Source organism: Streptomyces sp. NRRL F-2580 (assembly GCF_000720115.1).
GTDB lineage: Bacteria > Actinomycetota > Actinomycetes > Streptomycetales > Streptomycetaceae > Streptomyces.
Genome location: NZ_JOIR01000006.1, coordinates 68,164 through 93,784, shown reverse-complemented (window position 1 = coordinate 93,784; position 25,621 = coordinate 68,164). Strand labels below are relative to the sequence as shown.

Below are 25,621 nucleotides of genomic sequence, written 5' to 3'. Positions count from 1 at the left end.
ACCATCCCGGACACGCCCACGAAGCAGCCCGAGTCAGCGGCCCCGGCGCGGCCCGAAACCCCGATTGAGCCGGCGCCCGTAGAGCCGGAGCCCGTAGAGCCGGAGCCGGAGGTCACGGGCGACCAGTCCGAGTAGCCCGACAGCAGCCTCCAGCAGCACCCCCGAGTGCGCCGGTTCCCCCGAACGGGGGAACCGGCGCACTCCCACGACGCGGGCGCACCACGTACATCCCCGGGTGCCGGGTCAGGCGCGGCCGCGCCGCGTCAGCGCGTCGCCCGCCGCGCCCACCGCGAGGCCGAGGACGACCATGACGACGTAGCCGTAGACCTCGTAGCCGTCGGGGACGAGGAAACGGACGAAGCCCATGAAGCGGATCCAGCCGAGCCACTCGTGCAGGAGACCGCTCGCGCCGCCGACGACGAGCACGAAGGAGAGCAGCCCGGTGACGCCCGTCAGCGGGGATTTCCGGTGGGAAGAGGTCATGTTCCGACGGTAGGAGCCGGGCACCGGCCCCAGGATCGGTCCAAGGGCGCTCAGCGCTCGTACTTAAGTATCCGATCCGGGGCGGGCGGGTCCCGTCACGGGCCCGCCCGCGTAGATTCCGGAGCTATGCGCCGCATCCACCGAACCCGCCGCGACTGGGCCGTCGATCTGGGGCTCTTCCTCTTCGCCGCCTGCTTCGCGGCGATCAGCTCGCAGTCGATCCCGGTCGCGGAGGACCTCGGTCCGGGGTGGCGGGCCGCCGACCAGGCGGTCGGCGGGCTGGCGTGCGCGGCGGTCCTGCTGCGGCGGCGCTGGCCGGTCCGGCTCGCCGTGGTCCTGCTGCTGGCCGGCAGCCAGGCGCACTACCTGACCGGCCCGACGATGGTGGCGGTGTTCACGGTGGCCGCGACCCGGCCGTGGAAGGTCACGGCGTGGGTGGCGGCGCTGGCCTTCGCCCCGCTGCCCGTCTTCCTGTGGCAGGTGACGGACATGCCCGAGGAGCGGGCGGGCGCGGCCGTGACGTACTTCGCGCTGATCGCCGGGGCCATCGGCTGGGGGCTGTTCCGGCGGTCCCGGCAGCAGCTGATCGCCTCCCTGCGGGAGCGTGCCGAACTGGCCGAGGCGGACGCGGAGTCACGCGCGGAGCGGGCGCGCATGGAGGCCCGGGAGGAGATCGCCCGCGAGATGCACGACGTGCTCGGCCACCGGCTGTCGCTGCTGAGCGTGCACGCGGGTGCGTTGGAGTTCAACCCGGGCGCCCCGCGGGCCGAGATCGAACGGGCCGCCGGGGTGATGCGGGAGAGCGCCCACCTGGCCCTGCACGATCTGCGCGAGGTGATCGGCGTACTGCGGGCGGGGTCCGGTTCGGGGCCGGCCGAGGGCGAGCGGCCGCAGCCGGAACTGGCGGACCTGGCCCGGCTGGTGGCGCAGGCGCGGGTCGCGGGCGGCCGGATCGAGCTGGCCGGGCCGCCCGCGGGGGCCGAGCCGCCGCCCCTGGTCGGGCGTACGGCGTACCGCATCGTCCAGGAGGCGCTGACCAACGTACGCAAGCACGCGCCGGGCGCGGACGTCGACGTACGGGTGGCCGGGGGCCCGGGGGACGGGCTCACGGTGGAAGTGCGCAACGCCCGGCCGCCCGGGCCGGATCGGGCTCCGGGCGCGGTGCCGGCCGCCGGGGGAGCGGGAGCGGGTGCGGGCGGCGGGCAGGGGCTGATCGGCCTGGCGGAACGCGCCCGGATGGCGGGCGGGGAGCTGACGGCCGTCCCCGCCGAGGGCGGGTTCCGGGTGGACGCCTGGCTACCCTGGCAGGGCTGACCGAAGGCGCGAGGGCGCGAAGGCCGAGGGCGCGAAGGCCGAAGGTGCGAAGGCCGACGGGGACGAGGGAGGGGCCGCGGGTGATCCGCGTACTGCTGGTCGACGACGACGCGATCGTCCGGGCCGGGCTGCGACTGATGCTGGGCGGGGCCCCGGACATCGAGTTGGTCGCCGAGGCCGCCGACGGGGCGGAGGTGCCCGGGCTGGTCGCCGCCCACGGACCCGACCTGGTGCTGATGGACATCCGGATGCCCGGTGTCGACGGGCTGGCCGCGACCGAGGCCCTGCGCGCGCGGCCGGGAGCTCCGGAGGTCCTCGTCCTGACCACCTTCCACACCGACGCCCACGTACTGCGGGCGCTGCGCGCCGGCGCGGCCGGGTTCCTGCTCAAGGACACGCCACCGAAGGAGATCGTGACGGCCATCCGGACGGTGGCCGCGGGGGACCCGGTGCTCTCCCCGGCCGTCACGCGCCGCCTGATCGACCAGGTGGCGGGCGGCTCGGTGCAGGACGACCGGGTGGCCGCCGCCCGCGCCCGGCTGGCGTTGCTGGCCGAACGCGAGCGCGCGGTGGCCCTGGCGGTCGGGCGGGGCCTGTCCAACGCGGAGATCGCGCGGGAACTCCACCTGGCGCTGCCCACGGTGAAGACGCACGTGTCACGGATCCTGACCCGGCTCGACCTCAACAACCGTGTCCAGATCGCCCTGTTGGTCCATGACGCGAGCACGCAGGCGCCGCCCGGGTGAGGCGGGCCGGCGTCAGCGGGCCGTCTCGCCGCCCGACTCCGCCACTCCCGCTGCCCCTACCTCCGCCTCCGGCTGCCGCAGCGCGGCCTTGAGCGCGGTGTCGAGCGCCTGGTCCGCCGGGACCTGAACGTCGGGAACCACGCCCACGCCCTCCCAGTTGGTGCCGGTGACCGTGTTGACGGTCCGGGCCGTCGGAACGGTCACGAGCACGTGCTCGGCGACCGCGTGGCGGGCCGTGGGATGGGCGCCGCCGCGGGTCGTCGCACCGACGACGACGGCCCTGCCGTGGGCCTGCAGGGTGTACGCCACGTCCTCGCCGCCGGAGAAGGTGGTCTCGCTCGTGAGCACGTACACGGGGCGGTCGGTGTAACGCGGCGCGGGCAGGTGCCCGGCCGTCCAGTACTGGCGGGTCGTGTCGGTGCTCCGGTCGTAGATGTCGTTCAGGTGCACCTGGTCGTCGCCGAAGAAGTAGCTGCACCACATCGCGGCCCCTTCCGGCGCCCCGCCGCGGCAGCCGCGCAGGTCCAGCACGAGTGCGGAGGTGCCCGCGACCAGCTGCATGGCCGCGCCGATCACGCTCGCGCCCTCGACGGCGGTGGCGATGCGCCCGATCTCGATGAGCCCGATGTTGCCTTCGAGGTGCTCGACGAGGCGGACGCCCTGGTTGTGCTCCCTCAGCAGCCTGAGGAACGCGGCCTGGCCTCCGTCGGCGTCCACCGGTTCCAGGGACTGCGGCTCCTCGGTCCAGAGCAGGCGCAGGTGCTTGTCCGGGCACACCTCTTGGAGGTCCGCCGTCACGGTCTCGCAGAGGGCCGGCCCGTCCAGGCCTTCGTACGCGCCGGCCGCGAGACGGCCGCGGATCGCGGCGTCGATGACGACGGTCTTCTCGGGGAAGACGTAGCCTGCACCGATCCGGTCCAGGGCCTGTTCGATGATCTGTTCGTTCGTGGGCATAGCGGGCCATGCTAGACGGCCAACAGGCCGCGGACCACAGGGTTTTCCGGCGCCCGCGGCGGCGCTGCGGCAGGTCGGCGACGGTCCGGGGCGCGTCGCCGCGGCCCCTGGCCCGTGGCGCCGACGGCCCCACCACGGCCTCGGGCTGGACCAACCAGCCGCGGAGGACCGCGAAGTACGCGACCTCGACCGAAACCCGCGGCAACCCCGGCTGCGCTTCGGCTCCGGACGGTGGGATCAACGCCGACGTCACCGGTCTCGTGAAGCACTGGGCGACCCAGAAGTGCGTTTCGGGCCGCAACGGTGTCGCGTCCGCGTCCGCTGCCGGTCGCCGACGGGGGAACGGTCGACCCGGGCGGGTCCGTGAGGTGGTCGCGTCCCACGGGGACACCGGCGGGGGAGAGTGAGACCCTGGCTGCATGGCCCGCTGGGGAAAGAACCCCGAGGTCGACTGGCCCGCGCGGCCCGATACGAGCCTTGCGCTCAACCGCATGGGCACGTTCGACTGGGACCTCGACAGCGGGCGGATGCACCTGGATCCCACCGCCCTCGAGGTTCTCGACCTGCGCCCGGACGAGTACAACGGCACCCCCGAGGGGCTCCGGGTGCGGCTGGCCCCCGCCGAGGAGGCCCGCCTCGACACCCGCGTCGCGCAGGCGATCAAGGAGGGCCGAAGCCACTACGGGGCCTACGTCCGCACGCGCCGCCGGGACGGGTCGCCGGCCTGGACCCACATCCAGGGCCACATCCTGCGGCACCCGGACGGGCGCCCGTACCGCGTCATCGGAATCCTGCGCGACGCCGCCCATGACCCGGGCGAGCCCGGGGCGGCCGGGGAGCAGGCCGAGGGACGGGCCCGGATGACGGGCGTCGTCGAGCGGACCACCGCGATCCTCGCCCACGCCCGCACCGTCAACGACGTGACCGACGTCCTCAAGGACCCCCAGGCCCTCGGGCACCTCGGCGCGGTCAGCGTGATGCTGGGCATCGTCGACGGCGGCCGCATCCACCTGGTCGCGGAGGGGCAGCTCGGCTCGTACGTACCGGAGATCGAGTACACGCGGATCGACGCGCGGTTCCCGATGAGCGAGGCCGTGCGCACCATGCAGCCGGTGTTCCTCGTCTCGCGCGAGGAGTTCCAGCGCCGCTACCCGGAGCTGTGGCCGTACATCGAGCCGCTGGCCGTCCGCAGCGGGGTCTACCTGCCGCTGATCGCCCAGGGGCGGCCCATCGGGGCGCTCGGGCTGCTGTACACGCGGGAAGGGGAATTCACCGCCGAGGAGCGGAACCTGCTGATGGCGCTCGGCAGTGGCGTCGCGCAGGGCCTCCAGCGCGCCATCCTCTTCGAGCAGGAGCACGACCTGGCCGAAGGGCTCCAGCGGGCCATGCTGCCCCGCAGGATCCCGGAGGTGCCGGGTGCGCGGATCGCCGTACGCTACCGGTCCGCCCGGATGGGGCGGGACATCGGCGGCGACTGGTACGACGTGATCCCGCTCGGCGACGGGCGGGTCGGGGTGATGATCGGCGACGTCGAGGGGCACGACACGGACGCGGCCGCCGTCATGGGACAGCTGCGGATCGTGATGCGCGCGTACGTCGTCGAGGGGCACACCCCGGCGGCGGCGATGGCGCGGGCCGCGGCCTTCCTGCTCGAACTGGAGACGGAACGGTTCGCCACGTGCACGTACGCCGAGGTGGACCTCACCACCGGGATGCTCCGGATGGTCCGTGCCGGCCACCTCGACCCCGTGGTACGGCGCGGCGACGGCAGCTGCCACCGGATCCAGGTGGCGGGCGGGCTGCCGCTCGGCCTGCCGCCCCGCGAACAGTCCGGTTCCGGCACCGGCTACCCCGTCACCAGTCTGGAGCTCCACCCCGGGGACACCCTCGTCCTGTGCACGGACGGCCTGATCGAACGCCCGGGCGCGGACCACGACACCGGCATGCGGGAGTTCATGGCCGCGGTCCACAGCGGCCCTGTCGACGTGGAGGAACTCGCCGACGTGCTGTGCGACCTGGTCGGGGACTCCGGCGGGGGCGACGACATGGCCCTGCTCGTCCTGCGCCGCCGCGGCACGCCCGGCGCGCGCGGCGGCGGTCCGCTGCGCCAGCGCCTGGAACCCGGGGACACGGAGGCGCCGGCGCTGGCCCGGCACCTGATCCGGGCGGCGGTGGCCGCGTGGGGGGCGCGGGACCGGGCCGACGAGATCGAACTGGCGGCGGACGAGCTGATGACCAACGCCCTGGTCCACACGGACGGCGGTGGCGACGTCAGCATGCGGCTCACGGCCCAGGGCCGGATCCGCATCGAGGTCGAGGACTCCAGCAGCGCCCTGCCGAGGCGGCGGGAGGCGGGGGACTGGGCGGTGTCGGGGCGCGGCCTGATGCTGGTGGACCGGCTCGCGGACGAGTGGGGCGTGGAGCCCCGGGGCGGCGGGAAGCGCGTGTGGTGCGAGTTCGCCGTGGACGGGTCGGAGCGGGCCGGCTGAGCAGCGGCTCCGCCGCGACGGGCCCTCGGGTCCGGTGCCCGCGTCCGGGTGCGGGGCGGAGGGGTCCGACCGCCCGACCCGCCCGACGGCCCGATCGTCCGATCGTCCGATCGTCACAGGCGGACGAGGGTGATCTCGGTGGCCTTCACGCTGGTCCACACCTCGGCCCCGTCGACGATGCCCAGCTCGGACGCCGCCTCCGGGGTGATCTCCGCGACCAGGTCGGGCGCACCGGCGGGGGCGATCAGCACGCGCAGCCGACTGCCGACCGCGGTGATCTCCCGTACGGTGCCCGGCCAGACGTTGCGGGGGCTGCCGGCCGGGCGTTCCCGGTGCACCGACACCGCCTCCGGGGCGATGATCGCCAGCGCCTGCGCCCCCTCGGGCAGCGCCTCCGCGACGACGAGCCGCCCGCCCTCGGCGAGGGACAGCCCGTCCGCCGACGCGATGCCCGGCCAGGCGTTGCGCCCCAGCATGCGGGCCACCCACGGCGAGCGCGGGTGCCGGGTCACCTCGGCGGGCGGCGCGTCCTGGAGGGTGCGGCCGTCGGCCAGTACGAGGACCCGGTCGGCCAGCGACACCGCCTCGACGGGATCGTGCGTGACGATGAGGCAGACCCCGCCGAAGCCGGCCAGGTGGGTGCGCAGGGTGTGCCGGACGCGAGCCCGCGTGGTCTGGTCGAGGGCGGCCAGCGGCTCGTCGAGCAGCAGCAGCCGCGGGCGGGCGGCCAGCGCGCGGGCCAGGGCCACCCGCTGGGCCTGGCCCCCGGACAGCTGGGCCGGCTTGCGCTGGGCGAGGTGGCCGACGCCGAGCCGGTCCAGCCAGGCCTGCGCCTCGCGGCGGGCGTCGGCACGCGGCACCGCGTGCGCGCGCAGTCCGTACGCGGTGTTCGCCAGGGCGCTCAGGTGCGGGAACAGGGCACCGTCCTGCGGGACCCAGGCGACCTGCCGCTTGTGCGGGGGCAGCGCGGTGACGTCGGCGTCGCCGAGCCGGAGGTCGGCGTGGGCTCGGGGGGTCAGGCCGAGCAGGGCCCGCAGCAGGGTGGTCTTGCCGGCGCCGTTCTCGCCGACGACGGCGATGGTGGTGCCCGGTTCGGCAGTGAGGGTGAGCTGGTTGAAACCGGTGACGGTGGCGTGCAGCGGCCAGTGGCCGCCCTCGTGCGGCGCGGCCCCCGGCGCTGACTCCGGCGCTGACTTCGGCGCGGCCCCCGGTGCGGCCCCCGGCGCGGCCTCCGGCGCTGACTCCGGCGGTGCGGCGGCCCCGGTGGCGGGGCCGGCGTCGGACACGGCCGCGGGCGCCTCGTCCGGGACCGGCGGGCTGGCCACGGCCTCGCGGGCGGTCACCGGGGTCCCCGTCCAGCGGCCGCGCAGGGCGATCAGTACGGCCATGGCGATCGCCAGCAGCAGCAGCGAGACGGAGGTGGCGGCCTCGGGCTGGTCCTGGAGCAGCAGGTACACCTGGAGCGGCAGGGTCTGGGTGGTGCCGGGCAAGTTCCCGGCGAAGGTGATGGTCGCGCCGAACTCGCCCAGCGCGCGGGCCCAGGTGAGCGCGGCTCCGGCGATCAGGCCGGGGGCCACCATGGGCAGGGTCACGGTGAAGAACACGCGGACCGGAGAGGCGCCGAGCGAGGCGGCGGTCTCCTCGTAGCTCTGCTTGAGCCCGCCGAGGGCGCCCTCCAGGCTGATGACAAGGAACGGCATGGCGACGAAGGTGGCCGCCACGACCGCGCCCGAGGTGTGGAAGGGCAGGGTGATCCCGAAGGCGTCCTCCAGCCAGGGCCCGAGCAGCCCGCGCCGGCCGAAACCCAGGAGCAGGGCGACACCGCCGACGGTCGGCGGCAGCACCATCGGGAGCAGCACGAGGGAGCGGACCAGCGCCTTGCCCTTGAAGGGGACGCGGGCCAGCAGCCAGGCGAGCGGTACGCCGAGGAGCAGCGAGAGGCCGAGGGCCCACAGGGACACCAGGAGCGAGAGCTTCAGCGCCTCGACCACGCCGGGGCTGCCGAGATGGGTGCCGAGCTCCCCCCACTGGGTGCGGACGAGGATGCCGATGAGCGGCATCAGCAGGAACGCGACGGCGAGCAGTGCGGGGATCGCCAGGGTCAGCGGGGGCCGGGTGCGGGTGCGGGGTCTGCTGCTCATGGGCGTTCCTGGCTGGGGAGGGGGGACTGCGGGGGAAGGATCGTACGGACGGACTCGCGCGGGTACGCCGAGAGGGGCTGCCTGTCCCCCCGGACCGGACAGCCCCTCGTCACACGGACGCCGGACACGGACGCCGGCGGCGCTCAGACCTTCTGGAAGCCCGCGTCCTGGAGGATCTTCTGGGCCTCGGGGGTGCTCAGCCAGGCTACGAACGCTGCGGCGGCCTCGGCGTTCTTGGACTGCTTCAGCGCAGCGGCCGGGTAGGAGGCCACGGCGTTCTGCTCGTCCGGGATGTCCACCGTGACGACCTTGTCACCGGACTTGGCGGAGTCGGTCTTGTAGACGAGGCCGGCGTCGGCCTCGCCCAGCTCGACCTTGCTCAGCACGGCGCGGACGTTGGGCTCCTGGGAGACCGGCTTCACCTCGATCTTCTGGGCGTCGAGGATCTGCTTGCTGTAGCGGCCGACGGGGACCTCGGGCGCGGCGAGCACGACCTTCAGCTTGGCGTCGGCGAGGTCCCTGAGCTCGTCGACCTTGAACGGGTTGCCCTTGCCGGTGGCGATGACCAGGCGGTTCTTGGCGATGACCGTGGGCTCGCCGGTCTCGGCCTTCAGCCCGTCCATGGTCTTGGTGTCGGCGGTCACCAGCGCGTCGGCCGGAGCGCCCTGCTTGACCTGCGCGGCGAGCTCCTGCGAACCGGCGAAGGAGAAGGTGATCTTCGTACCGGGGTGGGCCTTCCGGTACGCCTCACCCGCCGTCTTGAAGACGTCGGTGAGGGAGGAGGCGGCGAGGACGGTGAGGTTCGCGGCCTTGGGCTCGGCGGAGGCCGGGGCCGAGCCGGACGTGGGGCCGGCGGCGGGCTTCTCGTCGGCCGTGCCGCAGGCGGCCAGCGGCACGAGCAGGGCGGCGGTCAGCGCGGCGACCGCGGCGCGGCGGCGGGTCAGGGGCGGGAACATGAGCGGGGGGCTCCTCGGTCGGGTCGGCGGCCGGCAGGTACCGGTTCCGCGCGGTGGTGACCCGCGCCGGTGACGGGCGGAGCGGGTGGGGGCGTGCGGTGGCGCTGGTGGTGCGGGGACCGCGGGGGACGGCGGCGACCTGCGGGCGGGGCCGTCCGGGTTTCAGGTGCGGTCGATGTGCACGCTGGTGGACTTCACGCGGGCGGTGGCCTGCATGCCGACCTCCAGCCCGAGCTCCTCGACGGCCTCACGGGTGAGCAGCGAGACCAGACGGTGGGGACCTGCCTGGATCTCGACCTGGGCGGCCACGTCGCCGAGTTTGACGGCGGTGACGATGCCGGGAAAGGCGTTGCGTGCCGAGGTGTACGGCTCGCCGTCCTCCGCGTGTGCGCCCTGGCCCACCTCGACGGAGAAGGCCGCGAGGTCACGGCCGCTGATCAGGCGACGGCCGGCTTCGTCGCGATGGGTCACCACCCGGCCCGCGTCGGCCCAGCGGCGCGCGGTATCCGGGCTGACGCCCAGCAGACGCGCCGCCTGTCCGATGGTGTAGGACTGCATGTGCGACAAGGTAGGTGCATATGTGGCGCGTTTGCAATCCTGTTGGGCTCATCTCCATAGCAGATGCCATGCCTCTTGGTGTATCTGCCAAAACTCGTTCCGCTCCGCCCCCTCCGCCTCGCTAGAGTCGGGGCATGGCTGATGAGGTATCGGGAACGGATCCGGGCACGGTGCGGGTCGACGCGTGGATCTGGTCCGTGCGTCTGACGAAGACCCGCTCGATCGCGGCGACCGCCTGCCGGGCGGGCCATGTGAAGGTCAACGGGGAGCGCGCGAAGCCGGCGCAGGCGGTGCGCGCGGGTGACGAGGTACGGCTCTTCCACGCGGGGCGCGAGCGGATCGTGGTGGTGAAGCGGCCCGTGTCCAAGCGGGTGGGCGCTCCCGTCGCCGCGGAATGCATGATCGACAAGAGCCCGCCGCCGCCGACCCCCGTCGAGGCCGCCGTGGTCGGCATCCGCGACCGCGGTGCCGGCCGCCCGACGAAGCGCGAACGGCGCGAGATCGAATCCCTGCGGGGCCGCCCGTAGCCTCCGGCGGTGGGGCGGTCCGGCGGTGTGGCGGTCCGGCGGTACGGGCCCGGCCGCCGGCGCGGAACCCCGACCCCCTGACCCCCGGACCCGCGGTCCGGACGGTCAGGTCTTGCGGTACGTGTACGCCTCGGTGGCCGCCGAGGCCACTTCCTGGACGGGGAGGCCGCTGGAGGCGGCCACCACTGCGGCCACCGCGCCCTCCACGAAGGGGGCGTCCACCAGCCGGGAGTCCGGCGGGAGTTCGTCGTCCAGCAGCAGGGACTTCACCGTCAGGACCGAGCTGCCCAGGTCCGCCAGCAGCGCGACCCCGGCGCCCCGGTCCACCTCCCGCGCGGCCGCGACGATCCGCTCCGCACTCGTGCCGAGCCCGTCGGCGGCGGTGCCGCCCGCCGCGGCCACCGGGGCCAGGGGGCCGCCGGCCGCCAGGCCGCGCGCCAGCTGCGCCACCGACTCCGCGACCGACGCGCTGTGCGACACCAGCACGATGCCCACCAGGGCCGGGCCCGGACCCGCGTCCGCGCCTGCGTCCGCGCCGGTCATGCCGCGTCCTCGCCCGGGTCCGCCACGTCCGCCAGCGCCCGGAGCAACAACGCCGACGAGGTCGCGCCCGGATCCTGGTGCCCGATGCTCCGCTCGCCCAGGTAGCTGGCCCGGCCCTTGCGCGCCTGCAGCGGAACCGTCGCCAGCGCCCCGTTCTCCGCCGCCTCCGCGGCCGCCCGGTACGAGGTGCTCAGCGCGGCCACCCCCGGCACGAGCGCGTCCAGCATCGTCTTGTCACCCGGCGCCGCCCCGCCCAGCTGCGCCACCGCGGCCACCCCCGCGTCCAGGGCCTCGCGCAGCTCGGCGTCGGAGACCTCGGCCGCCTCCCCGAGCGCCTTGCCGGTGCGCCGCAGCAGCGTCCCGTAGAGGGGCCCCGAGGCGCCGCCGACCGTCGAGATGAGCGTCCTCCCGGCCAGCTGCAGCACCTCGCCCGGCGCCCCCGGGTCCTCCGCCTCCAGAGCCGGGAGCACCGCCCTGAACCCGCGGAGCAGGTTGCTGCCGTGGTCGGCGTCCCCGATGGGGGAGTCGAGCTCCGTCAGCCGGTCCGCCTCCCGCTCGACCGCGGCCGCGGCGGCCGCCATCCAGCGCCGGAAGAAGTCTGTGTCGCGCACCGGATCTCCTCGCCTCGCATCGGTCTGGCCAGTCCCACGACACCTTAGGCCGTCTCTTTCGGATCTTGCCTGACCCGCGCCGCCCGGCACCGCACCGCGCCGCGTTGTCGGGGCACCCACGTACGTCCAGTGGGCACGGAACCCTTGACGCCACCCCTGACGCGGCGGGGGTCGTCCTCCGGCGATCAGGCCTGGTGGGGCAGGCCGGCCGGGTCCAGGGCGGCGCCGGCCTGAGCGGCCGGCGTGACGGCCACCTGGCGGGCTTCCTCGGGCGCCAGGGGGCGGCCCGGGTGCGGGTCGGCAACACGGGGCGCCACCTTTTGACGGACGCCTGACGCCGCTCCCACCACCGCGTATGGAACGCGTGCATGCCGACAGGAATCCCGCCGGACCCTCGCCACGGCGAAGGCCCGGCGGGATTCTCACTGGCGTGACCACTCGCTCGCGCTCCGACCGCACCGTCCGCCGGACCGTACTCGCCCTCGCGGCGGCCGGCCTCGCCGTCATCACCACCGGCGCCGCCCTCGACGCCCTGTGGCTGCTCGGCATCGGCGTCTGGGCCCTCATCGCCGCCATGGTGATCGAGCTCGTCTACCAACCGTAGGTACGGGCCGAAGGGACGGTCCGCAAGAGGCGGGCTCGCGGCCGATGTCCCGGCTGCGGAAGTCGTCCAGCGTCTCGCGCCTGATCAGCAAACGGCACGCGCCCTCGTGGACGGCGACCACCGGGGGACGCCCCACCATGTTGTAACCGGAGGCCACGGACAGCTGGTACGCGCCGGCCACCGGTACGGCGAGCCGGTCACCGGGGTGGATGTCGCCCGGCAGCTCCACCTCGGCGGCGAGCACGTCCCCGGCCTCGCAGTGCCGGCCGACGAGCGTCGCCGTGCAGGCCTCGGCCGTGGAGTGACGGCCGATCAGACGGTCCGGGCAACGGTCCCGGGAGCCTGCGGGACCGTAGCGGCGACCGCCCCGGTCGCGGCCCCCGTCGGCGTCCCGGCCACCGCCGGCGCGGTGAGGGTCGGGTCGACGGTCAGCAACGGCGCCCCGATCGGTTCGGCCATCGCGCGGAGCGCGGACTCGGAGAGCCGGATCCAGCGCTGGCCGGCGCCGAGCGTCGCGGCCAGCCGCCCCGCACTGGTGAAGCCCACGGCGGTACGTGCTCCCAGCGGGGTGCGGAACAGGCGTACCGCCACTTCCGCCCTTCCCGGCAGGACCGGCACGTACAGGGGCCCGGCCGGGACGCGTTCTTCAGGCTCCGGGTCGTCGTCGTACTGGAACAAACACATGAGGCCCTCCCACAGGAACCACGAGTGGCGGCTGGGGGCCCCGGGATGCGGGGAGGCAGTCCGGGGCGCGACACCGAAGCTATCCCCGCCGGTACGCACTCGCGGCCACCCCGGCCACCCCCTGACGGGACCTTTACGGCATCGGGCCGAGTCCATACGTTTCACTGACGGACCCGCACGGACCGGTGAATTCGAGTTCACACCCCCGGCGGGGAGCCGATCTCCACCCATACGCACTTGCCGATGCCGCCCACCGGACTCCAGCCCCAGTCGCGGGCCAGCCGTTCCACGATGAGGAGGCCGTGGCCTCCGGGCCGGGACGGGTCGGCCCGGTGCGTGGCCCGTGGTGCGGCGGGGCTCGCGTCCGTCACCTCGATCCGCAGCCGCTCGCTCGTACAGCGCAGCGCCAGGGACGTGGGGCCGCCCGCGTGCAGGCAGGCGTTGGCCACGACTTCGGACACCAGGAGCAGGACGTCGTCGGTGACGTCTGCCCCGGGGGTGCCCTCCTCCACGGGTCCCGGCGGCCAGCGCCAGTCCGTGAGGGCCCGGCGCGTGAAGTCGCGGCACCGGGTGACCGCGTGCGCGGCCTCGTGCAGCACGAGGAGCCGGGTCAGCTCCGGCGACCGGCCCGCGTCCATCGGTGCTCCTCCCTACGGGTGCTGCGACGTCGCGAGTGCGGATTCCACGTCCGTGTGGAGCCGGAAGAGCCGGTCCGCCCCCGTGATGTGGAACATGCGTGCGACCGGTGGGTGCAGGCCGACCAGCTCAAGGGTGCCACCGGATTCCTGTACGGCGAGCCGGCCGCGCAACAGCACGTTCAAGCCCGTGGAGTCGCAGAAGTCCAGGCGGGTCAGATCGACGAGCAGCCGCCCGCCGTCGGGCCAGGCGGTGTCCAGGGCCTGCCGCAAGGGCTCGGCGGTGTCGTGGTCGAGTTCCCCCGTCATGGCCAGGACCGTGGCCCCCTCGAGGGACCGCGCCTCGACGGTGAATCGTTCTCCGTTCGCCGTGGACATCAGGCACACACTCCCTCTCCCGTCCGGGATTTTCGGGGTACAGCGCGCCTACCCCGTCGGCTGCCGTCCAAGCCTGCGGCCCGGGCACGGAGCGCCGGTCGGCGCCGTGGCCTGGCCGCGCCCCGTGGGCCGGATCACGGGTCGTCCGGGACGTGGACGTCGAGGACGCAGATGTCGTCGCGGTTGCCCGGGCACAGTGCGGCGAGCGTCCGGGCGAGGGTTTCGCCGCGTCCCGCCCGGAGAAGCCGCAGGGTGGACGTGGCGAGCCGGTCGAGTCCGACGCCGATGTCCTCGCCCGGTTCCTCCACGAGTCCGTCCGTGTAGAACAGCAGGCGGTCGCCGGGCATCAGGTCGAGGACGGCCTGGCCGTAGGAGGCGTCGAAGGTCGCGCCGAGGAGGTTGCCCCGCGGCTGTTCGAGGAAGCTCGCCCGACCGCCGCGGACCAGCAAGGGGGGCAGGTGGCCGGCCCGTACCCAGGTCAGGCGCCGGTCCCAGGGCTGGTAGCGGCCCATGACCATGGTGGCGGTCGCGGTGGCGGACGGGTCCGTGGCGGTGTGGAGCAGGAGGGTGTTGAGCCGGCGCAGTACGTCGGGCAGGGGCGAGCCGGTGATCGTCATGCCCTTCGTGGTGAACCGCAGCTGGGCCATCGTGCCGACGGCGGCCAGACCGTGCCCGGCCACGTCCCCGACGACGAAGAGGGCGCTGCCGTCCGGCAGTTCGATGGCGCTGTACCAGTCGCCGCCGACGTTGACCCCTCGGTCGGCCGGGACGTACGCGACGTCGATGCGCAGGCCGGCCAGTTCCAGGGACTGCTCGGGGATCGGCAGCAGGGTGTCCTGGAGGCTCGCGGCGAGCGCCCGTTCGGCCTGGAGCATGCCGCGCTGGAGGAGGACGGCCCGCTCGCTCTCGCGCAGTGCGAGCTCGACGCCGCGCTGCGCGCTGAGGTCCTGGAAGAAGCCGTGCACCTCCACCGGTGTGCCGTCCGCGTCCGTCTGGGCCTCGGCGACGAGCCGCAGGTGACGTACGCCGTCCGCGGTCGTGATCCGGAACGGCTGGTCGACGGGCTCCCCCTCGCCGAGCAGCTGCCGCAGGGCGGTGCCCAGCTTGGGCAGGTCGTCGGGGACGGCGTGCCGCGGCAGTTCCTCCAGTGCCATCGGCCCGTGGCGGGGGTCGCGGTCGAAGATGGCGTAGACCTGATCGGACCAGGTGATCGTGTCCGCCGCCAGGTTCCATCCGGCCCAGCCGAGGTTGCCCAGCCGCTGCATGTCGGCCAGCCGCCGTGCCTCGCGCTCGCTCGTGTCATGGCGGATCCAGGACACGACCAGCCGGTCTCCCAGCCTGGAAGCCCTGACCGAGTAGACGGACTGCTGCGGGACACCGGCGACCACCTCCTCGTAGGTGAAGGGCTCGCCCTCGTACGCCGTTCCCGTCGTGAGCGTCTCCAGGTACCCGTCCCACAGCGCGGTGCCCACCACGGTCGGGTACGTCTCCAGGACCCGGCGGCCGACCAGCTCCTTGCCGCGCCGCCCGGCGACGTCCACCGACTCGGGCGCGGCCGCGTCGATGCGGTAGTCCTCCACCTCGCCGGTCTCCGAGCGCAGGGGCGTGAGCAGGATCGCGGGCCCGGCCAGCGCGTCCAGCATCCGCTGGGCGGAGGCCACGTCCACGTCCGCCGGCTCGCCTTCGGGGTCGCGGGGCCGCTCCGGCATCCCCAGCGGGCCGGCGCACAACCGGGCCGCCCGCCGCAGCAGTGCCCGGATGTCGGAGGGGAAGGGCCCCCACCGCGTCCGCAGGAAGCCGATGGCCTTGTCCGGGGGTCCGTCGGCGGGGACGGGGATCCAGGCGCGGGAGTGCCACCGGTCCGTCGCGTCCCCGATCAGCAGGTAGTGGCGGGCGTCCTGCGACGGATCCTCCAGCCACAGGGCCCGGCGCCCGGTGACCGCCTCGTGGGCGGCCACGCCCGCGAGCGGGGGGATGTGGCGCCACCGCTCGGCCAGCACGTCGTCGATGCCGGCATGGCCGACCAGTTCCAGGTTTCCGGCGGACGTCAGGGCGTAGATCAACACCGCGTCCACACCGGCCCCGGTGCCGAGCACGGTCCGCAGCAGCTCCGCGACGTCGTCACCGCCGTGCGCCGCCGCCAGGCCGTCGGCGAGCCGGGCCAGCGGCGGGCGCAGGGCGGCCGTACCTGCGCGACTGCCGACGAGCCGGCGCCCGGAGCCGAAGGCCGCGGTGGCCGGTTCGCTCCCCGCGTCGGCCGAGCGGGTGGCGGGCGCGGCGGCGGGTGCGGTCGCGGTTGCGGGCGGAGGGTTCGAGGGGATCTGCCCCAGGGTCAGCCAGCACTCCTCCAGAAGGGTGCGGCCCCCCGCACCGGCCTGGCCGAGCAGGATCTCGTGGGCCGTGTCGGCGGATACGCCCGACCGGGCCATCAGGACGCCCTTGGCCCGCTCCACGACGGCCGTGGTCGCGGCCACGCCCTCCAGGTCCGCGACCTCCGATCGCAGCCTGGCCACCACCTTGGCGAGCGCCAGCAGCTCGGGCCCGGCGCCCTCGCCCGCAGGTGCGGCATCGCCCTTCATTCCTTGAGCATGCCACGGCCGTACTCGGCGTGCGCCCAGGTGAGGGGGCCCCCGGCGGCAGCCCGGCGGCGGGAGCCCGGACGCGGCCGCCGCCGTCCCCGCTTGAGGCGCGTTCGACGGGGCAGGCGCCAAGGGCGCCTGCTCGGCAGGACCGGCCGACGAGGCCACGTACGCCAAGGAACACGAGGTGAACCCCATGGACTGGACCACCGAACCGGAACCTGAAGGCCCCGGGCCCACTCCGGGGAGTCCGGATCCGGTACCGCGCGATCCGGTGCCCCGCGAGCCGGCCCACCCGAGTCCCGGCCCCAAGCCCCGTGATCCCCGTCCTGCTCCCGACCGGCCCACGCCCGGCGAGCCGCCCGCAGTGCCGGAACCCCCGGACTGAGGGCGGCACCGACACCACCCGTATCCATCAGGGAATTCCGGCCCGAATTGCGGAGCGCCTGCCACGGAAGCAAGGTGGGCAGCACCCCTTCCAGAAAGGAACCACCCCGTCATGAGCAAGGCAAAGGGCAAGGCCAAGCAGGTCAAGGGCAAGATCAAGGAGAGCGCCGGCAGTGCCATGGACGACAAGGGCATGCAGGCGGAAGGCGGTGCCGAGCGGATGAGCGGCAAGGCGGAGGAAACGACGGCGAAGGCATCGGACAAGACGAAGAGCGCCACGCGCAAGTCCTGACCCGCCTCCCGACCCGATTCACGTACGGAGTGCCCCGCCGGGCAGCAGCCCGGCGGGGCACTCGCACGCACTCCGGTGAATGAAGCGCCGGGGGCGGGGCAACCGACTCCGGGCGGGGCACCGATGCCACCGCGTACGCCATCGAACATCGAGCAGGACGGCAGGAAGACCTCGTCGTCCCCTGTCCGTCGGAGGAGTTGTTTTCGCGTGACCGAACATGTGTGGACCTACCGGTCGACCGCAGGCCACCTGGCCGGCGCCGATCTGACCGGCTACAAGGTCGAGGCGACCGACGGCGACATCGGCAAGGTGGACAAGCATTCCCACGAGGCCGGTGACTCCTACCTGGTCGTCGACACCGGTGTGTGGATCTTCGGCAAGGAGGTCCTGCTCCCGGCGAGCACCGTGATCCGGATCGATGCGGACGAGGAGAAGGTCTACGTCGACGGCACCAAGGAGCAGATCAGGAACGCCCCGGAATTCCACCGTGACAAGCACCTGGGCGACGTCGACTACCGCGAGGCGCTCGGCACGTACTACTACTCGGCCGGCGGCCCTCTCGGCCGTCGCCCGGTCTGACCCGGCACCTGAATGGGCCCGGACTCGACGAGTTCGGGCCCATTTCTGTTGCCGCTGGCCTGTTCGTACCCGAACTTCGAGGGTAGACGCGATCCGAGAGGCCACGGCGGTTCCCATTGCTCCGCCGAATTCCCAACGTGAGAACGAGGGACATCATGATTCTCGTCGGACTTATTCTCCTGGTCGTGGGATTCCTGACCGGAATTTCCATCCTGTGGACCATCGGACTCATCCTGCTCGTGGTGGGGGCGGTGCTGTGGATCCTGGGGTCGGTCGGGCACGCGGTCGGCGGCCGGCGCCATTACTGGTAGCCGGCCGGCCCCGGGCCGGACGCGGGAAGCGGCCGGTCCGGGGGTGGTCCGTGGGCGGAGCGGCACGGCTCCGTCCGACACAGACAGCAGCTTGGCGGTCGGGGTGAGGCGACAGTGGACACGACGGGAGCAGCCGCCGGCGAAACCCGGCGTACGGGAGTACCGGTCACCGGGCAGCGCCGCCGGCTCGCGCTGCGCAGTGTCCGGGGCGCAGTCGGTAAAGGCCGCGACTTCACCCGCCAGACCCTGCGGGACTGGGGCTGGGACCGCAGCGAGAGCGCCGAGGACGCCCTGCTCCTCGTGTCCGAGCTGGTGGCCAACGCGGCCCTGCACGCCCGTGGTTGCCACGAACTCGTACTGACCGCCGGTGAGACCCTGCGCATCGACGTGCTCGACGGCGCGAGGACGCTGCCACGCCCCGGGGCCGCGTCCCGGCCGGGTGTCCCCGGCGGCCACGGCCTGCACATCGTGCAGCGGCTGTCCGACCGGTGGGGTTCCTACGCCCACGGGAGCGGCAAGGTCGTCTGGGCGGAGATCGAGGCCTCGCGGCTAGCGGACCGTCAGCCCGGCGCGCGTACCGTGCCGTTCGCCGGGTAGGCGGGCCCGTATGACATGGAGTGGAGCGCGACGCGGTGAGCAGGCGGAGGAAGTGGCCGTACCGGTCTCCGGGGGGCGGCGCCGTCCGGCGCACCCCGCCGTCCGGGCACTGGCCATGGTGGCGGCCTTCGCCGGCACCGTCGCGTTCAGCGTGGTCCTGGGCCGGCTGACGCTGGAACCGTCCGCCGCCTCGGCGGCCCTCGTGCACAGCAACGTGCACCCCGGCCGTTCGATCAACGCCTACCTGGAAGGGGCCTCGACGACCGAGGCGGTGCGCCAGCTGGGCGGGAACCTCCTGCTGGGCCTGCCCTTCGGCGTGCTCCTGCCCGTCCTGCTGCCCCCGGCCCGGGGGCTGTTGCGGGTCGCCGCCGTGACGGTCTGTCTGATGACGCTGGTGGAGCTCACCCAGGGAGCCCTCGTCACCGGCCGCGTCTTCGACATCGACGACGTCATCCTCAACACGGCCGGAGCGCTCCTCGGGTACCTGCTGATCGGCCGCCGGCTGGGCCGGGCCGTGCACCCGCGCCGCAGGCACTGGTGGCACCGCCTGCCCCACCCCCGCCTGCCCCGCCGCCGTCCTGGCGTTCGCGGGACGGCAACGGAGCCTCGCGACAACTGACTTGTGAGCCCTTACGCGTGAGCCCTGACTTGTGACTCATGAGTACTGCACACCCCATCGGTGACAGCGGTGACTGTCGCGGCGTCCGCCGGGCGTGACACCTTCGGTCTGCCGCCGACCGAGGGAGCAGGTGTGAACAAGGGGTACGCAGCCTTCTGCGACACGGACCGCTGGTTCTACGACGCGCCGTACCGGCGGGCCGGTGAGAACTACGCGGCGGCTGACGCCCCCGTCCCGGCGGGGTGGCGCTCGCACCGCAGCGGCGACTGGTTCGCCCTGCGTCCCGTCGACGCCGAACTGCCCTCGCAGGGCTGGAAGATCCACGTATCGGCCACGCTCGACAACGCCGAGTCGCTCCTGGCGACGGTGTACGAGTACTGCACCGCCCGGGACATCGCCTTCAAGTTCATACCGAGCCGGTACCTGCTGCACCTGCGCAACGCCAAGTACGCCGACCGCGCCGCGAGCGGGAAGTTCATCACCGTCTATCCGGCCGACGAGCGGCAGTGCCACCGGATCGCGGAGGACCTCGACGCCGCGCTGGCGGGGGCGGCCGGCCCGTACATCCTCAGCGACCTGCGGTGGGGCGCCGGACCGGTGCACCTGCGCTACGGCAGCTTCACCCTGCGGCACTGCTACGACGAGCACGGCGCCCTGGTCCCGGCGATCGAGGCCCCCGACGGGCGCCTCGTACCGGACCGGCGCGGGCCGGCCTTCCAGCCGCCCGAGTGGCTCGAACTGCCCGACTTCCTGAAGCCGCATCTCGCCGCGCGCTCCGCGGTCACTCTGACCGACATCCCCTTCACGGTGGAGCGGGCGCTGCACTTCTCCAACGGCGGCGGTGTCTACGTCGGCAAGGACAGCCGAACCGGCGAGTCCGTGGTCCTCAAGGAGGCCCGGCCCCACGCCGGACTCGCCGCCGACGGCGCCGACGCCGTGACCCGGCTGCACCGCGAACGGGCCGCACTGGAAAGGCTGGCGGGCCTGGACTGCGTCCCGGCGGTCCGCGGCGCGTTCACGGTCGGCGACCACCACTTCCTGGTGCTGGAACACCTCGCCGGCAAACCGCTCAACACGTACTTCGCCCGCCGCCACCCGCTGATCGAGGCGGATCCCGACCCGGCGGAGCTCGCCTCCTACACCGAGTGGGCCCTGACGATCCACCGGCGGGTCACGGAGGCCGTCGACGCCGTGCACGCCCGCGGCGTGGTCTTCAACGACCTCCACCTCTTCAACATCATGGTCGCGGAGGACGAGAGCGGCGAACCCACCGTCGCGCTCCTGGACTTCGAAGCCGCCGCGCACGTCGACGAGGGGATGCGGCAGACCGTGGCCAACCCCGCCTTCGTCGCCCCGGCCGAGCGGCGCGGGTTCTCCGTGGACCGCTACGCCCTCGCCTGCCTGCGGCTCGCCCTGTTCCTCCCGCTGACCAGCCTGCTCGTCCTGGACCGGGCGAAGGCCGCGCACCTGGCCGCCGTCGCCGCCGAGCAGTTCCCCGTACCGCGGAGGTTCCTCGACGAGGCTGTCGAGGAGATCCTGTCCGGCGTCCCGCGGACCGCAGCGGGCGGCGGTGGCCGTCGGCCCGCACCGGCCGGGCGGTACCTGCCCGTCGAGCCACGGGAATGGCCGGCCGCCCGTACGTCGATGACCGCGGCGCTGCGCGCGAGCGCCACCCCGGACCGCGAGGACCGCCTCGTCCCGGGCGACATCGCCCAGTTCGCGGCCGCCGGCGGAGGCATCGGCTTCGGCTACGGGATCGCCGGAGTGCTGCACGCCCTCGCCGAGACCGGCGGCGCACCCTGGCCCGAGGCCGAGGAGTGGCTGCTCGACCGGTCCGCGGAACCGGTCTCCGGCACTCCGCTCGGCTTCTACGACGGCCTGGCCGGTACGGCCTGGACGTTGCACCGGCTCGGACACCACGACCGTGCCCTTGCCCTTGCCGACCGGCTGCTGCACCAGCCCTGGCAGAGCGCGGGCCCCGACCTGCACAGCGGACTCGCCGGCATCGGTCTGGCCCTGGACGCGCTCGGCACCGCGTGCGGCGAGAGCGAGCTGCGCACCGCGGCCCTGCGTTGCGCCGAACTGCTCGCCCGCCCGGAGCAGCGGCCCTCCCGCGCGGGGCTGCTGTACGGCAACTCCGGTCCCGCCCTGCTCTTCGTGCGGCTGTACGAGCGCACCGGTGACAAAGAGCTGCTGGTCCAGGCCGCCCACGCGCTCCACCGCGACCTCGACCGCTGCGTCACCAGCGCGTACGGCACCCTCCAGGTCAACGAGGGCTGGCGCACGATGCCGTACCTCGGCGAGGGCAGTGTCGGCATCGGCATGGTGCTCGACGACTGGCTCGAGCACGGTCCCGACGACCGTTTCGAAGAGGCCCGGCGCGAGATCGTACGGGCGGCGCAGGCGACGTTCTACGCCCAGCCCGGGCTGCTGCGGGGTGCCGCCGGGATGATCCTCTACCTGGCCCGGACCACTACACCGGGCCCGGGCACCGGGCCCGACGCCATCGCCCGCCAGATCGACGCACTGGCCCGGCACGCGGTGCCGTACCAGGGGCATCTGGCCTTCCCGGGCGAGCAGATGATGCGGCTGTCCATGGACCTCGCCACGGGCACGGCCGGCGCTCTCCTCGCCCTCGGCAGCGCGGCGCCCGGCGGGCGCGCGCACCTGCCGTTCCTCCCGCCGCTGCGCGAGCGCGCAGCGGCCCCCAAGCCGGTCCCGTCCGGGGCCGTGACCCATCGCACCACTCAAGAGAAGAAGAGGAATCTGACATGACGCTTCTTGACCTGCAGTCGATGGAGACCCCGAAGGAAGAGACCGCCGAGGTCGCGATGACGGGCGGCGGCAGCCGGGCCAGCCTGCTGCTCTGCGGTGACAGCAGCCTGAGCGTCACGACCTGTAACTGACCCAGGTCACCCCGGGCCCGGGCGGTTCGCCGCCCGGGCCCGCACCACATCTCTGGAGGCATCCGCCGATGAGCCCTCCCGACGCGGCGCCCGACACGGTGCCCGACACGGCTCGGGAGCCGTCCGTGGGACGGACCGCCGACCGGGCGCTCGTGGCAGCGGCCCGGCACAGCGGGGGGCGCACCGCCGCCGTCCTCGGATGCGCCGTGACGGCCGCCGCGGCGGCCCTCGCCGAGCCCGCCGTCCTCGGCCACACCCTCGACCTGCTGCTCCGCCGGGCCCCGTCGGGCCCCGCCTGGACGCTGCTGTGCGCCGCGGTCATCGTGGCGGAGGTGGCCCTGGACGCCGTCGCCGCCCGGCTGACCGGCGAGGTGGACGGCCGTTCCACCGCCCGGCTGCGCAGGCTCGGCCTCGCCGCACTTTTGCGGACGGCCCCGCACCACGCGGCCCGCCACGCGCCCGGCGAAACCGCCGCGCGGCTGACCGCGCACGCCGCCGAGGCCGGGAAGGTCCCGGCCGCCGTCGCGCACGCCCTCGCCGCACTGCTGCCGCCGCTCGGCGCGATGGTCGCGCTCTTCCTCATCGACGTCTGGACGGCGCTCGCCTTCCTCGCTGGGGTGCCGCTGCTGGTGCTCCTGCTGCGGGCCTTCACCCGCGACACCCGTACCAGCATCGCCCGCTACCAGCAGGTCCAGCTCGCGACGGCAGGCCGCCTCGTCGAGGCCCTGGCCGGAGCGCGCACGATCGCCGCCGCCGGCACCGCCGACCGCGAACGCGCCCGGATCCTCGCGCGGTTGCCCGAACTCGGCGCCGAGGGCAGGCGCATGTGGCAGGTCTACGGCGGCACCACGGCCCGGTCCGCGGCCCTCATGCCGATGCTCCTGTACGCGGTCCTCGCCGTCGGCGGCATCCGCCTGTCGGCCGGAGCCATCGGCGTCGGCGAACTCCTCGCCGTCCTGCGGTACGCCGGCCTCGCGGCCGGCATCGGCGCCGTGACGGGCGGACTGGCGGCCGTGGTCCGCGGCCGGGCCGCCGCCCGAAGGACCGCGGACCTGCTGACGCTGCCCGTGCTCGACCACGGCCGGGCGGAGCTGCCGGACGGCGGCCCCGGCACCCTGGAACTGCGCGGGGTCCGGGTCGTACGGTCAGGCGCGACGGTCCTGCACGACATCAGCCTGGTGGTCCCCGGAGGCTCCACGGTGGCGGTGGTGGGCCGGTCGGGCGCCGGCAAGACGCTGTTCGCCGCCGTGGCCGGCCGGCTCACCGACCCCGACGCGGGCGAGGTGCTGCTGGACGGCGTACCCCTGCGGGAGCTGACCGCCGAAGCGCTGCGCCGCGAGGTCGGGCACGCCTTCGACCGGCCCGTGCTCCTCGGGGACACGGTCGGCGAGGCGATCGGATGCGGCGCCGGTCCGGCGCCGGACCCCGAAGCGGTGCGCGCCGCGGCCCGTGCCGCCGGCGCCGACCCGTTCGTACGGCGCCTGCCCCACGGCTACGGCACGCGCCTCGCCGACGCCCCCCTGTCCGGTGGTGAGGTCCAACGCCTGGGCCTGGCGCGGGCGTTCTGCCACGCGGGCCGGCTCCTCGTGCTGGACGACGCCACCTCCAGCCTCGACACCGTGACCGCCCGTGAGGTCGAGCGGGCGCTCGCCCACCGGATCCGGCCCGGCACCCGGATCGTGGTCGCGCACCGCCTCTCGTCCGCGGCCCGCGCCGACCTCGTCGTATGGCTGGAGGAGGGGCGGATGCGGGCGGCCGGCCCCCACGCCGAACTGTGGCGGGACGAGCCCGCCTACCGGGCGGTGTTCGCCGCCGACGCGGGGGCCGCGGCGGACGGGGAAGCGGCCCCCGGAGCGGCGATCGAAGCGGTGACGGAGGCGGCGACCGGAGCGGTATCGGAGGCGACGCGGTGACCGAGGGCCAGGGCGAGGGAGAGGCCTGGCGCCGCGTGGCCCCCGAGGGCCGGCGGTTCCTGCGCGGCCGCAAGGGCGCCGTGGGACGGCTGGCGGCCTGGTCGCTCCTGGAGTCCGCGCACACCTTCCTCGGCGGCTACGGCGTCGCCCGCGCGCTCGACGACGGCTTCCTCGCCGGCCGCACCGCCACCGGTCTCGCCTGGCTGGCCGCGGCCGGAGCCGGAGCCCTGCTCGGCGGGTACGCACTGCGCGGTGTGTTCGCCGCACTCGCCGACCTCGTGGAGCCGCTGCGGGACGGCCTGGTCCGGCGGGCGGTGCGGCAGGCACTGGACCGCGCGGTCGCCGACCCGGTGCGCGCCCCCGGCACGGGCGCGGTGTCCCGGCTGACCCAGCAGACGGAGATGGCCCGGGACTCCTTCGCGGGGCTGGTCCTGACGGTGCGTTCGTTCGCGGTCACCGCCGTGGGCGTCCTCGCGGGCATGGCGGCCCTGGCTCCCGTACTGCTGCTGGTCGTGCTGCCCCCGCTGCTGCTGGGCGTGGCCGCCTTCCTGGCCACCCTGCGCCCCATGGCGTCCGCGCAACGCCGCTCCCTGGACACCGACGAGGCGCTGGCGGACCGGGTGGGGGCCCTGGGGGAGGGCCTGCGTGACGTCGTCGCCTGCGGTGGCCAGGAGGCCGCGCGCGCCCGGGTGGAGCCGCTGATCGCCGCCCAGGAGCGGCTGGCGCGGACCCTCGCCCGCTGGGCGGCCGTGCGCACCCTGGCCCTCGCGACGGCGGGCCGGCTCCCGGTGATCGCGCTCCTCGCCGCGACGCCCTGGCTGCTTGGCCGCGGGATCACGGCCGGTACGCTGGCCGGCGGCCTCACGTACGTGGTGCAGGCGCTGCTGCCCGCCCTCGACTCGCTGATGACGGCGCTGGGTTCCGCCGGTACCCGGCTGGTGGTGGTCCTCGAACGCTTCTGTGACCCGTCGCCGGGGGAGCCGGACGGCCACTGCGCGACGAAGCCGCGGGCACTCGTCCCCACCGCCCCGCGGACCGCCGCCGCGGCCGAGCTCCGGGACGTCACCTTCGCCTACGGACCCGGCGCGGTCCCCGTACTCGACGCCCTCGACCTGGTGGTGCGGCCGGGGGAGCACCTCGCCGTGGTCGGGCCGAGCGGCATCGGCAAGTCGACGCTCACCGCGCTGCTCGCCGGAATGCTGTCACCCGACGCGGGGACGGTCCTCGTCGCCGGCGCGGCCGCCCGCCGGGACCGGGCCGCCACGGGACCGGACCCGCGGCGGACCCTGCTGCCGCAGCAGGCCTACGTGTTCACCGGCACCGTGCGGGAGAACCTCACCCACCTGTCTCTGCCACCGGGCGCCCCAGGGTCCGGGGACGCACCGGTGCGGCGCGCCATCAGCGCCCTGGGGCTGGAGGAGCTGGTGGAGCGGCTGGGCGGCCTGGACGCCGAGGTGTCCCCCCGGCTGCTGTCCCGAGGGGAGTGCCAGCACCTCGCGCTCGCCGCCGCCTACCTCTCGCCGGCCCCGCTGCTGCTGCTCGACGAGGCCACCTGCCACCTGGACCCGCGTACGGAGGAACGTGCGGAACGGGCCCTCGCGGAGCGTCCCGGCACCCTCGTCGTCGTGGCCCACCGGGTCTCGTCCGCGGCCCGCGCCGACCGGGTCCTCGTCCTCGACGGGACCCGGGCCGTGTGCGGTACGCACGCGGAACTCCCGGCCAGGTCGCCCCTGTACCGCGATCTGGTGGGCGGGTGGAACGGGACGGACGAGTGACGCGGCCGGCCGCCACCGCCGGGCGGCCCACGGCGCACCG

Annotated in this window: 26 protein-coding genes and 1 pseudogene; 14 read left to right on the top strand and 13 right to left on the bottom strand. The window is 74.5% G+C overall.

Annotated elements, in window-relative coordinates; all coding sequences use genetic code 11:
- Positions 1-243: 243 nt before the first annotated feature.
- Complete coding sequence (locus IF88_RS0108530) at positions 244-483, bottom strand: hypothetical protein (protein ID WP_030708905.1); 240 nt, start codon at positions 481-483, stop codon at positions 244-246.
- A gap of 126 nt (positions 484-609) precedes the next feature.
- Between IF88_RS0108530 and IF88_RS0108525 the strand changes: the two genes are divergently transcribed.
- Together IF88_RS0108525 and IF88_RS0108520 are read left to right on the top strand one after the other, a co-directional pair.
- Positions 610-1,797 (top strand): sensor histidine kinase, encoded by a 1,188-nt coding sequence (locus IF88_RS0108525; protein WP_030708903.1) that lies wholly within the window; start codon positions 610-612, stop codon positions 1,795-1,797.
- Positions 1,798-1,934: 137 nt separating this feature from the next.
- The gene (locus IF88_RS0108520) at positions 1,935-2,543 is read left to right on the top strand and encodes a response regulator transcription factor (protein ID WP_234323464.1); all 609 of its coding nucleotides are present in this window, start codon (positions 1,935-1,937) and stop codon (positions 2,541-2,543) included.
- Between the two features lie 12 nt (positions 2,544-2,555).
- Here the strand turns inward: IF88_RS0108520 and IF88_RS0108515 are convergent, their stop codons facing one another.
- Positions 2,556-3,497 (bottom strand): S41 family peptidase, encoded by a 942-nt coding sequence (locus IF88_RS0108515; RefSeq protein ID WP_051836605.1) that lies wholly within the window; start codon positions 3,495-3,497, stop codon positions 2,556-2,558.
- Positions 3,498-3,916: 419 nt separating this feature from the next.
- Here IF88_RS0108515 and IF88_RS0108510 point away from each other — a divergent pair, with 419 nt between their 5' ends.
- Entirely contained in the window at positions 3,917-5,986 is a 2,070-nt protein-coding gene (locus IF88_RS0108510) for a SpoIIE family protein phosphatase (RefSeq protein WP_030708898.1), read from the top strand.
- A 113-nt stretch (positions 5,987-6,099) separates the two neighbouring features.
- Here IF88_RS0108510 and IF88_RS0108505 read toward each other — a convergent pair whose 3' ends face one another.
- The 3 genes from IF88_RS0108505 to IF88_RS0108495 form a co-directional block, all read right to left on the bottom strand.
- The gene (locus tag IF88_RS0108505) at positions 6,100-8,127 is read right to left on the bottom strand and encodes an ABC transporter permease (RefSeq protein WP_030708896.1); all 2,028 of its coding nucleotides are present in this window, start codon (positions 8,125-8,127) and stop codon (positions 6,100-6,102) included.
- Between the two features lie 143 nt (positions 8,128-8,270).
- Complete coding sequence (gene modA / locus IF88_RS0108500) at positions 8,271-9,083, bottom strand: molybdate ABC transporter substrate-binding protein (RefSeq protein WP_030708894.1); 813 nt, start codon at positions 9,081-9,083, stop codon at positions 8,271-8,273.
- 162 nt (positions 9,084-9,245) lie between these two features.
- Positions 9,246-9,641, bottom strand: coding sequence for a TOBE domain-containing protein (locus tag IF88_RS0108495; protein ID WP_030708892.1), 396 nt, complete (start codon positions 9,639-9,641; stop codon positions 9,246-9,248).
- Between the two features lie 134 nt (positions 9,642-9,775).
- Between IF88_RS0108495 and IF88_RS0108490 the strand changes: the two genes are divergently transcribed.
- Complete coding sequence (locus tag IF88_RS0108490) at positions 9,776-10,168, top strand: RNA-binding S4 domain-containing protein (protein WP_030708890.1); 393 nt, start codon at positions 9,776-9,778, stop codon at positions 10,166-10,168.
- A 105-nt stretch (positions 10,169-10,273) separates the two neighbouring features.
- Here the strand turns inward: IF88_RS0108490 and IF88_RS0108485 are convergent, their stop codons facing one another.
- The 3 genes from IF88_RS0108485 to IF88_RS49005 form a co-directional block, all read right to left on the bottom strand.
- Positions 10,274-10,711 carry a PTS-dependent dihydroxyacetone kinase phosphotransferase subunit DhaM gene (locus IF88_RS0108485; protein ID WP_051836603.1) on the bottom strand — a complete coding sequence of 146 codons (438 nt, stop codon included), beginning with the start codon at positions 10,709-10,711 and terminating at the stop codon, positions 10,274-10,276.
- The gene (gene dhaL / locus IF88_RS0108480) at positions 10,708-11,322 is read right to left on the bottom strand and encodes a dihydroxyacetone kinase subunit DhaL (protein ID WP_030708882.1); all 615 of its coding nucleotides are present in this window, start codon (positions 11,320-11,322) and stop codon (positions 10,708-10,710) included. Before dhaL ends, IF88_RS0108485 begins: the two co-directional genes overlap by 4 nt.
- Before the next feature lie 185 nt (positions 11,323-11,507).
- Positions 11,508-11,639 (bottom strand): hypothetical protein, encoded by a 132-nt coding sequence (locus tag IF88_RS49005; RefSeq protein WP_267884485.1) that lies wholly within the window; start codon positions 11,637-11,639, stop codon positions 11,508-11,510.
- Between the two features lie 113 nt (positions 11,640-11,752).
- On the opposite strand from IF88_RS49005, the gene IF88_RS46445 reads away from it, so the two are divergent.
- Entirely contained in the window at positions 11,753-11,926 is a 174-nt protein-coding gene (locus IF88_RS46445) for a hypothetical protein (protein WP_158754321.1), read from the top strand.
- Positions 11,927-11,966: 40 nt separating this feature from the next.
- On the opposite strand, the pseudogene IF88_RS47700 reads toward IF88_RS46445, so the two are convergent.
- From IF88_RS47700 to IF88_RS0108450, 5 genes and pseudogenes are all read right to left on the bottom strand, one after another.
- Positions 11,967-12,251: pseudogene (locus IF88_RS47700) on the bottom strand (diaminopimelate decarboxylase); the annotation flags it as partial.
- Positions 12,239-12,610, bottom strand: coding sequence for an SAV_915 family protein (locus IF88_RS40140; RefSeq protein ID WP_037805586.1), 372 nt, complete (start codon positions 12,608-12,610; stop codon positions 12,239-12,241). The pseudogene IF88_RS47700 and the gene IF88_RS40140, both read right to left, overlap by 13 nt.
- 197 nt (positions 12,611-12,807) lie before the next feature.
- Complete coding sequence (locus IF88_RS0108460; protein WP_030708878.1) at positions 12,808-13,248, bottom strand: ATP-binding protein; 441 nt, start codon at positions 13,246-13,248, stop codon at positions 12,808-12,810.
- A gap of 12 nt (positions 13,249-13,260) precedes the next feature.
- Complete coding sequence (locus IF88_RS0108455; RefSeq protein ID WP_030708876.1) at positions 13,261-13,623, bottom strand: STAS domain-containing protein; 363 nt, start codon at positions 13,621-13,623, stop codon at positions 13,261-13,263.
- Between the two features lie 134 nt (positions 13,624-13,757).
- Positions 13,758-16,202 (bottom strand): SpoIIE family protein phosphatase, encoded by a 2,445-nt coding sequence (locus IF88_RS0108450; RefSeq protein ID WP_030708874.1) that lies wholly within the window; start codon positions 16,200-16,202, stop codon positions 13,758-13,760.
- 499 nt (positions 16,203-16,701) lie between these two features.
- Between IF88_RS0108450 and IF88_RS0108445 the strand changes: the two genes are divergently transcribed.
- The 9 genes from IF88_RS0108445 (at position 16,702) to IF88_RS0108405 (ending at position 25,581) form a co-directional block, all read left to right on the top strand.
- Positions 16,702-16,881 (top strand): CsbD family protein, encoded by a 180-nt coding sequence (locus IF88_RS0108445; RefSeq protein ID WP_030708871.1) that lies wholly within the window; start codon positions 16,702-16,704, stop codon positions 16,879-16,881.
- A 207-nt stretch (positions 16,882-17,088) separates the two neighbouring features.
- The gene (locus IF88_RS0108440; protein ID WP_030708869.1) at positions 17,089-17,460 is read left to right on the top strand and encodes a PRC-barrel domain-containing protein; all 372 of its coding nucleotides are present in this window, start codon (positions 17,089-17,091) and stop codon (positions 17,458-17,460) included.
- 155 nt (positions 17,461-17,615) lie between these two features.
- Entirely contained in the window at positions 17,616-17,771 is a 156-nt protein-coding gene (locus IF88_RS47200) for a DUF6131 family protein (protein WP_199808042.1), read from the top strand.
- 114 nt (positions 17,772-17,885) lie between these two features.
- On the top strand, positions 17,886-18,368 hold the full coding sequence (locus IF88_RS0108430; protein WP_030708867.1) for an ATP-binding protein: 483 nt from the start codon (positions 17,886-17,888) through the stop codon (positions 18,366-18,368).
- A gap of 10 nt (positions 18,369-18,378) precedes the next feature.
- Positions 18,379-18,987: a VanZ family protein gene (locus IF88_RS0108425; protein WP_234323459.1), complete on the top strand. Its 609-nt coding sequence runs from the start codon at positions 18,379-18,381 to the stop codon at positions 18,985-18,987.
- A gap of 132 nt (positions 18,988-19,119) precedes the next feature.
- A complete protein-coding gene (gene lanKC, locus IF88_RS0108420; protein WP_030708863.1) occupies positions 19,120-21,762 on the top strand; it encodes a class III lanthionine synthetase LanKC in 2,643 nt (880 codons plus the stop codon).
- Positions 21,759-21,893 (top strand): SapB/AmfS family lanthipeptide, encoded by a 135-nt coding sequence (locus IF88_RS0108415; protein ID WP_030708858.1) that lies wholly within the window; start codon positions 21,759-21,761, stop codon positions 21,891-21,893. Before lanKC ends, IF88_RS0108415 begins: the two co-directional genes overlap by 4 nt.
- Before the next feature lie 68 nt (positions 21,894-21,961).
- Positions 21,962-23,806, top strand: a complete 1,845-nt coding sequence (locus IF88_RS0108410) for an ABC transporter ATP-binding protein (RefSeq protein ID WP_063754767.1) — start codon at positions 21,962-21,964, stop codon at positions 23,804-23,806.
- Positions 23,803-25,581, top strand: coding sequence for an ATP-binding cassette domain-containing protein (locus IF88_RS0108405; protein WP_063754766.1), 1,779 nt, complete (start codon positions 23,803-23,805; stop codon positions 25,579-25,581). Before IF88_RS0108410 ends, IF88_RS0108405 begins: the two co-directional genes overlap by 4 nt.
- Positions 25,582-25,621 lie beyond the last annotated feature (40 nt).

Coding starts and splice junctions, on each gene's coding strand:
- IF88_RS0108530 (WP_030708905.1), bottom strand. CDS start 483: ATGACCTCTTCCCACCGGAAATCCCCGCTGACGGGCGTCACCGGGCTG.
- IF88_RS0108525 (WP_030708903.1), top strand. CDS start 610: ATGCGCCGCATCCACCGAACCCGCCGCGACTGGGCCGTCGATCTGGGG.
- IF88_RS0108520 (WP_234323464.1), top strand. CDS start 1,935: ATGCTGGGCGGGGCCCCGGACATCGAGTTGGTCGCCGAGGCCGCCGAC.
- IF88_RS0108515 (WP_051836605.1), bottom strand. CDS start 3,497: ATGCCCACGAACGAACAGATCATCGAACAGGCCCTGGACCGGATCGGT.
- IF88_RS0108510 (WP_030708898.1), top strand. CDS start 3,917: ATGGCCCGCTGGGGAAAGAACCCCGAGGTCGACTGGCCCGCGCGGCCC.
- IF88_RS0108505 (WP_030708896.1), bottom strand. CDS start 8,127: ATGAGCAGCAGACCCCGCACCCGCACCCGGCCCCCGCTGACCCTGGCG.
- modA (WP_030708894.1), bottom strand. CDS start 9,083: ATGTTCCCGCCCCTGACCCGCCGCCGCGCCGCGGTCGCCGCGCTGACC.
- IF88_RS0108495 (WP_030708892.1), bottom strand. CDS start 9,641: ATGCAGTCCTACACCATCGGACAGGCGGCGCGTCTGCTGGGCGTCAGC.
- IF88_RS0108490 (WP_030708890.1), top strand. CDS start 9,776: ATGGCTGATGAGGTATCGGGAACGGATCCGGGCACGGTGCGGGTCGAC.
- IF88_RS0108485 (WP_051836603.1), bottom strand. CDS start 10,711: ATGACCGGCGCGGACGCAGGCGCGGACGCGGGTCCGGGCCCGGCCCTG.
- IF88_RS40140 (WP_037805586.1), bottom strand. CDS start 12,610: ATGTGTTTGTTCCAGTACGACGACGACCCGGAGCCTGAAGAACGCGTC.
- IF88_RS0108460 (WP_030708878.1), bottom strand. CDS start 13,248: ATGGACGCGGGCCGGTCGCCGGAGCTGACCCGGCTCCTCGTGCTGCAC.
- IF88_RS0108455 (WP_030708876.1), bottom strand. CDS start 13,623: ATGTCCACGGCGAACGGAGAACGATTCACCGTCGAGGCGCGGTCCCTC.
- IF88_RS0108450 (WP_030708874.1), bottom strand. CDS start 16,202: ATGAAGGGCGATGCCGCACCTGCGGGCGAGGGCGCCGGGCCCGAGCTG.
- IF88_RS0108445 (WP_030708871.1), top strand. CDS start 16,702: ATGAGCAAGGCAAAGGGCAAGGCCAAGCAGGTCAAGGGCAAGATCAAG.
- IF88_RS47200 (WP_199808042.1), top strand. CDS start 17,616: ATGATTCTCGTCGGACTTATTCTCCTGGTCGTGGGATTCCTGACCGGA.
- IF88_RS0108425 (WP_234323459.1), top strand. CDS start 18,379: ATGACATGGAGTGGAGCGCGACGCGGTGAGCAGGCGGAGGAAGTGGCC.
- IF88_RS0108415 (WP_030708858.1), top strand. CDS start 21,759: ATGACGCTTCTTGACCTGCAGTCGATGGAGACCCCGAAGGAAGAGACC.
- IF88_RS0108410 (WP_063754767.1), top strand. CDS start 21,962: ATGAGCCCTCCCGACGCGGCGCCCGACACGGTGCCCGACACGGCTCGG.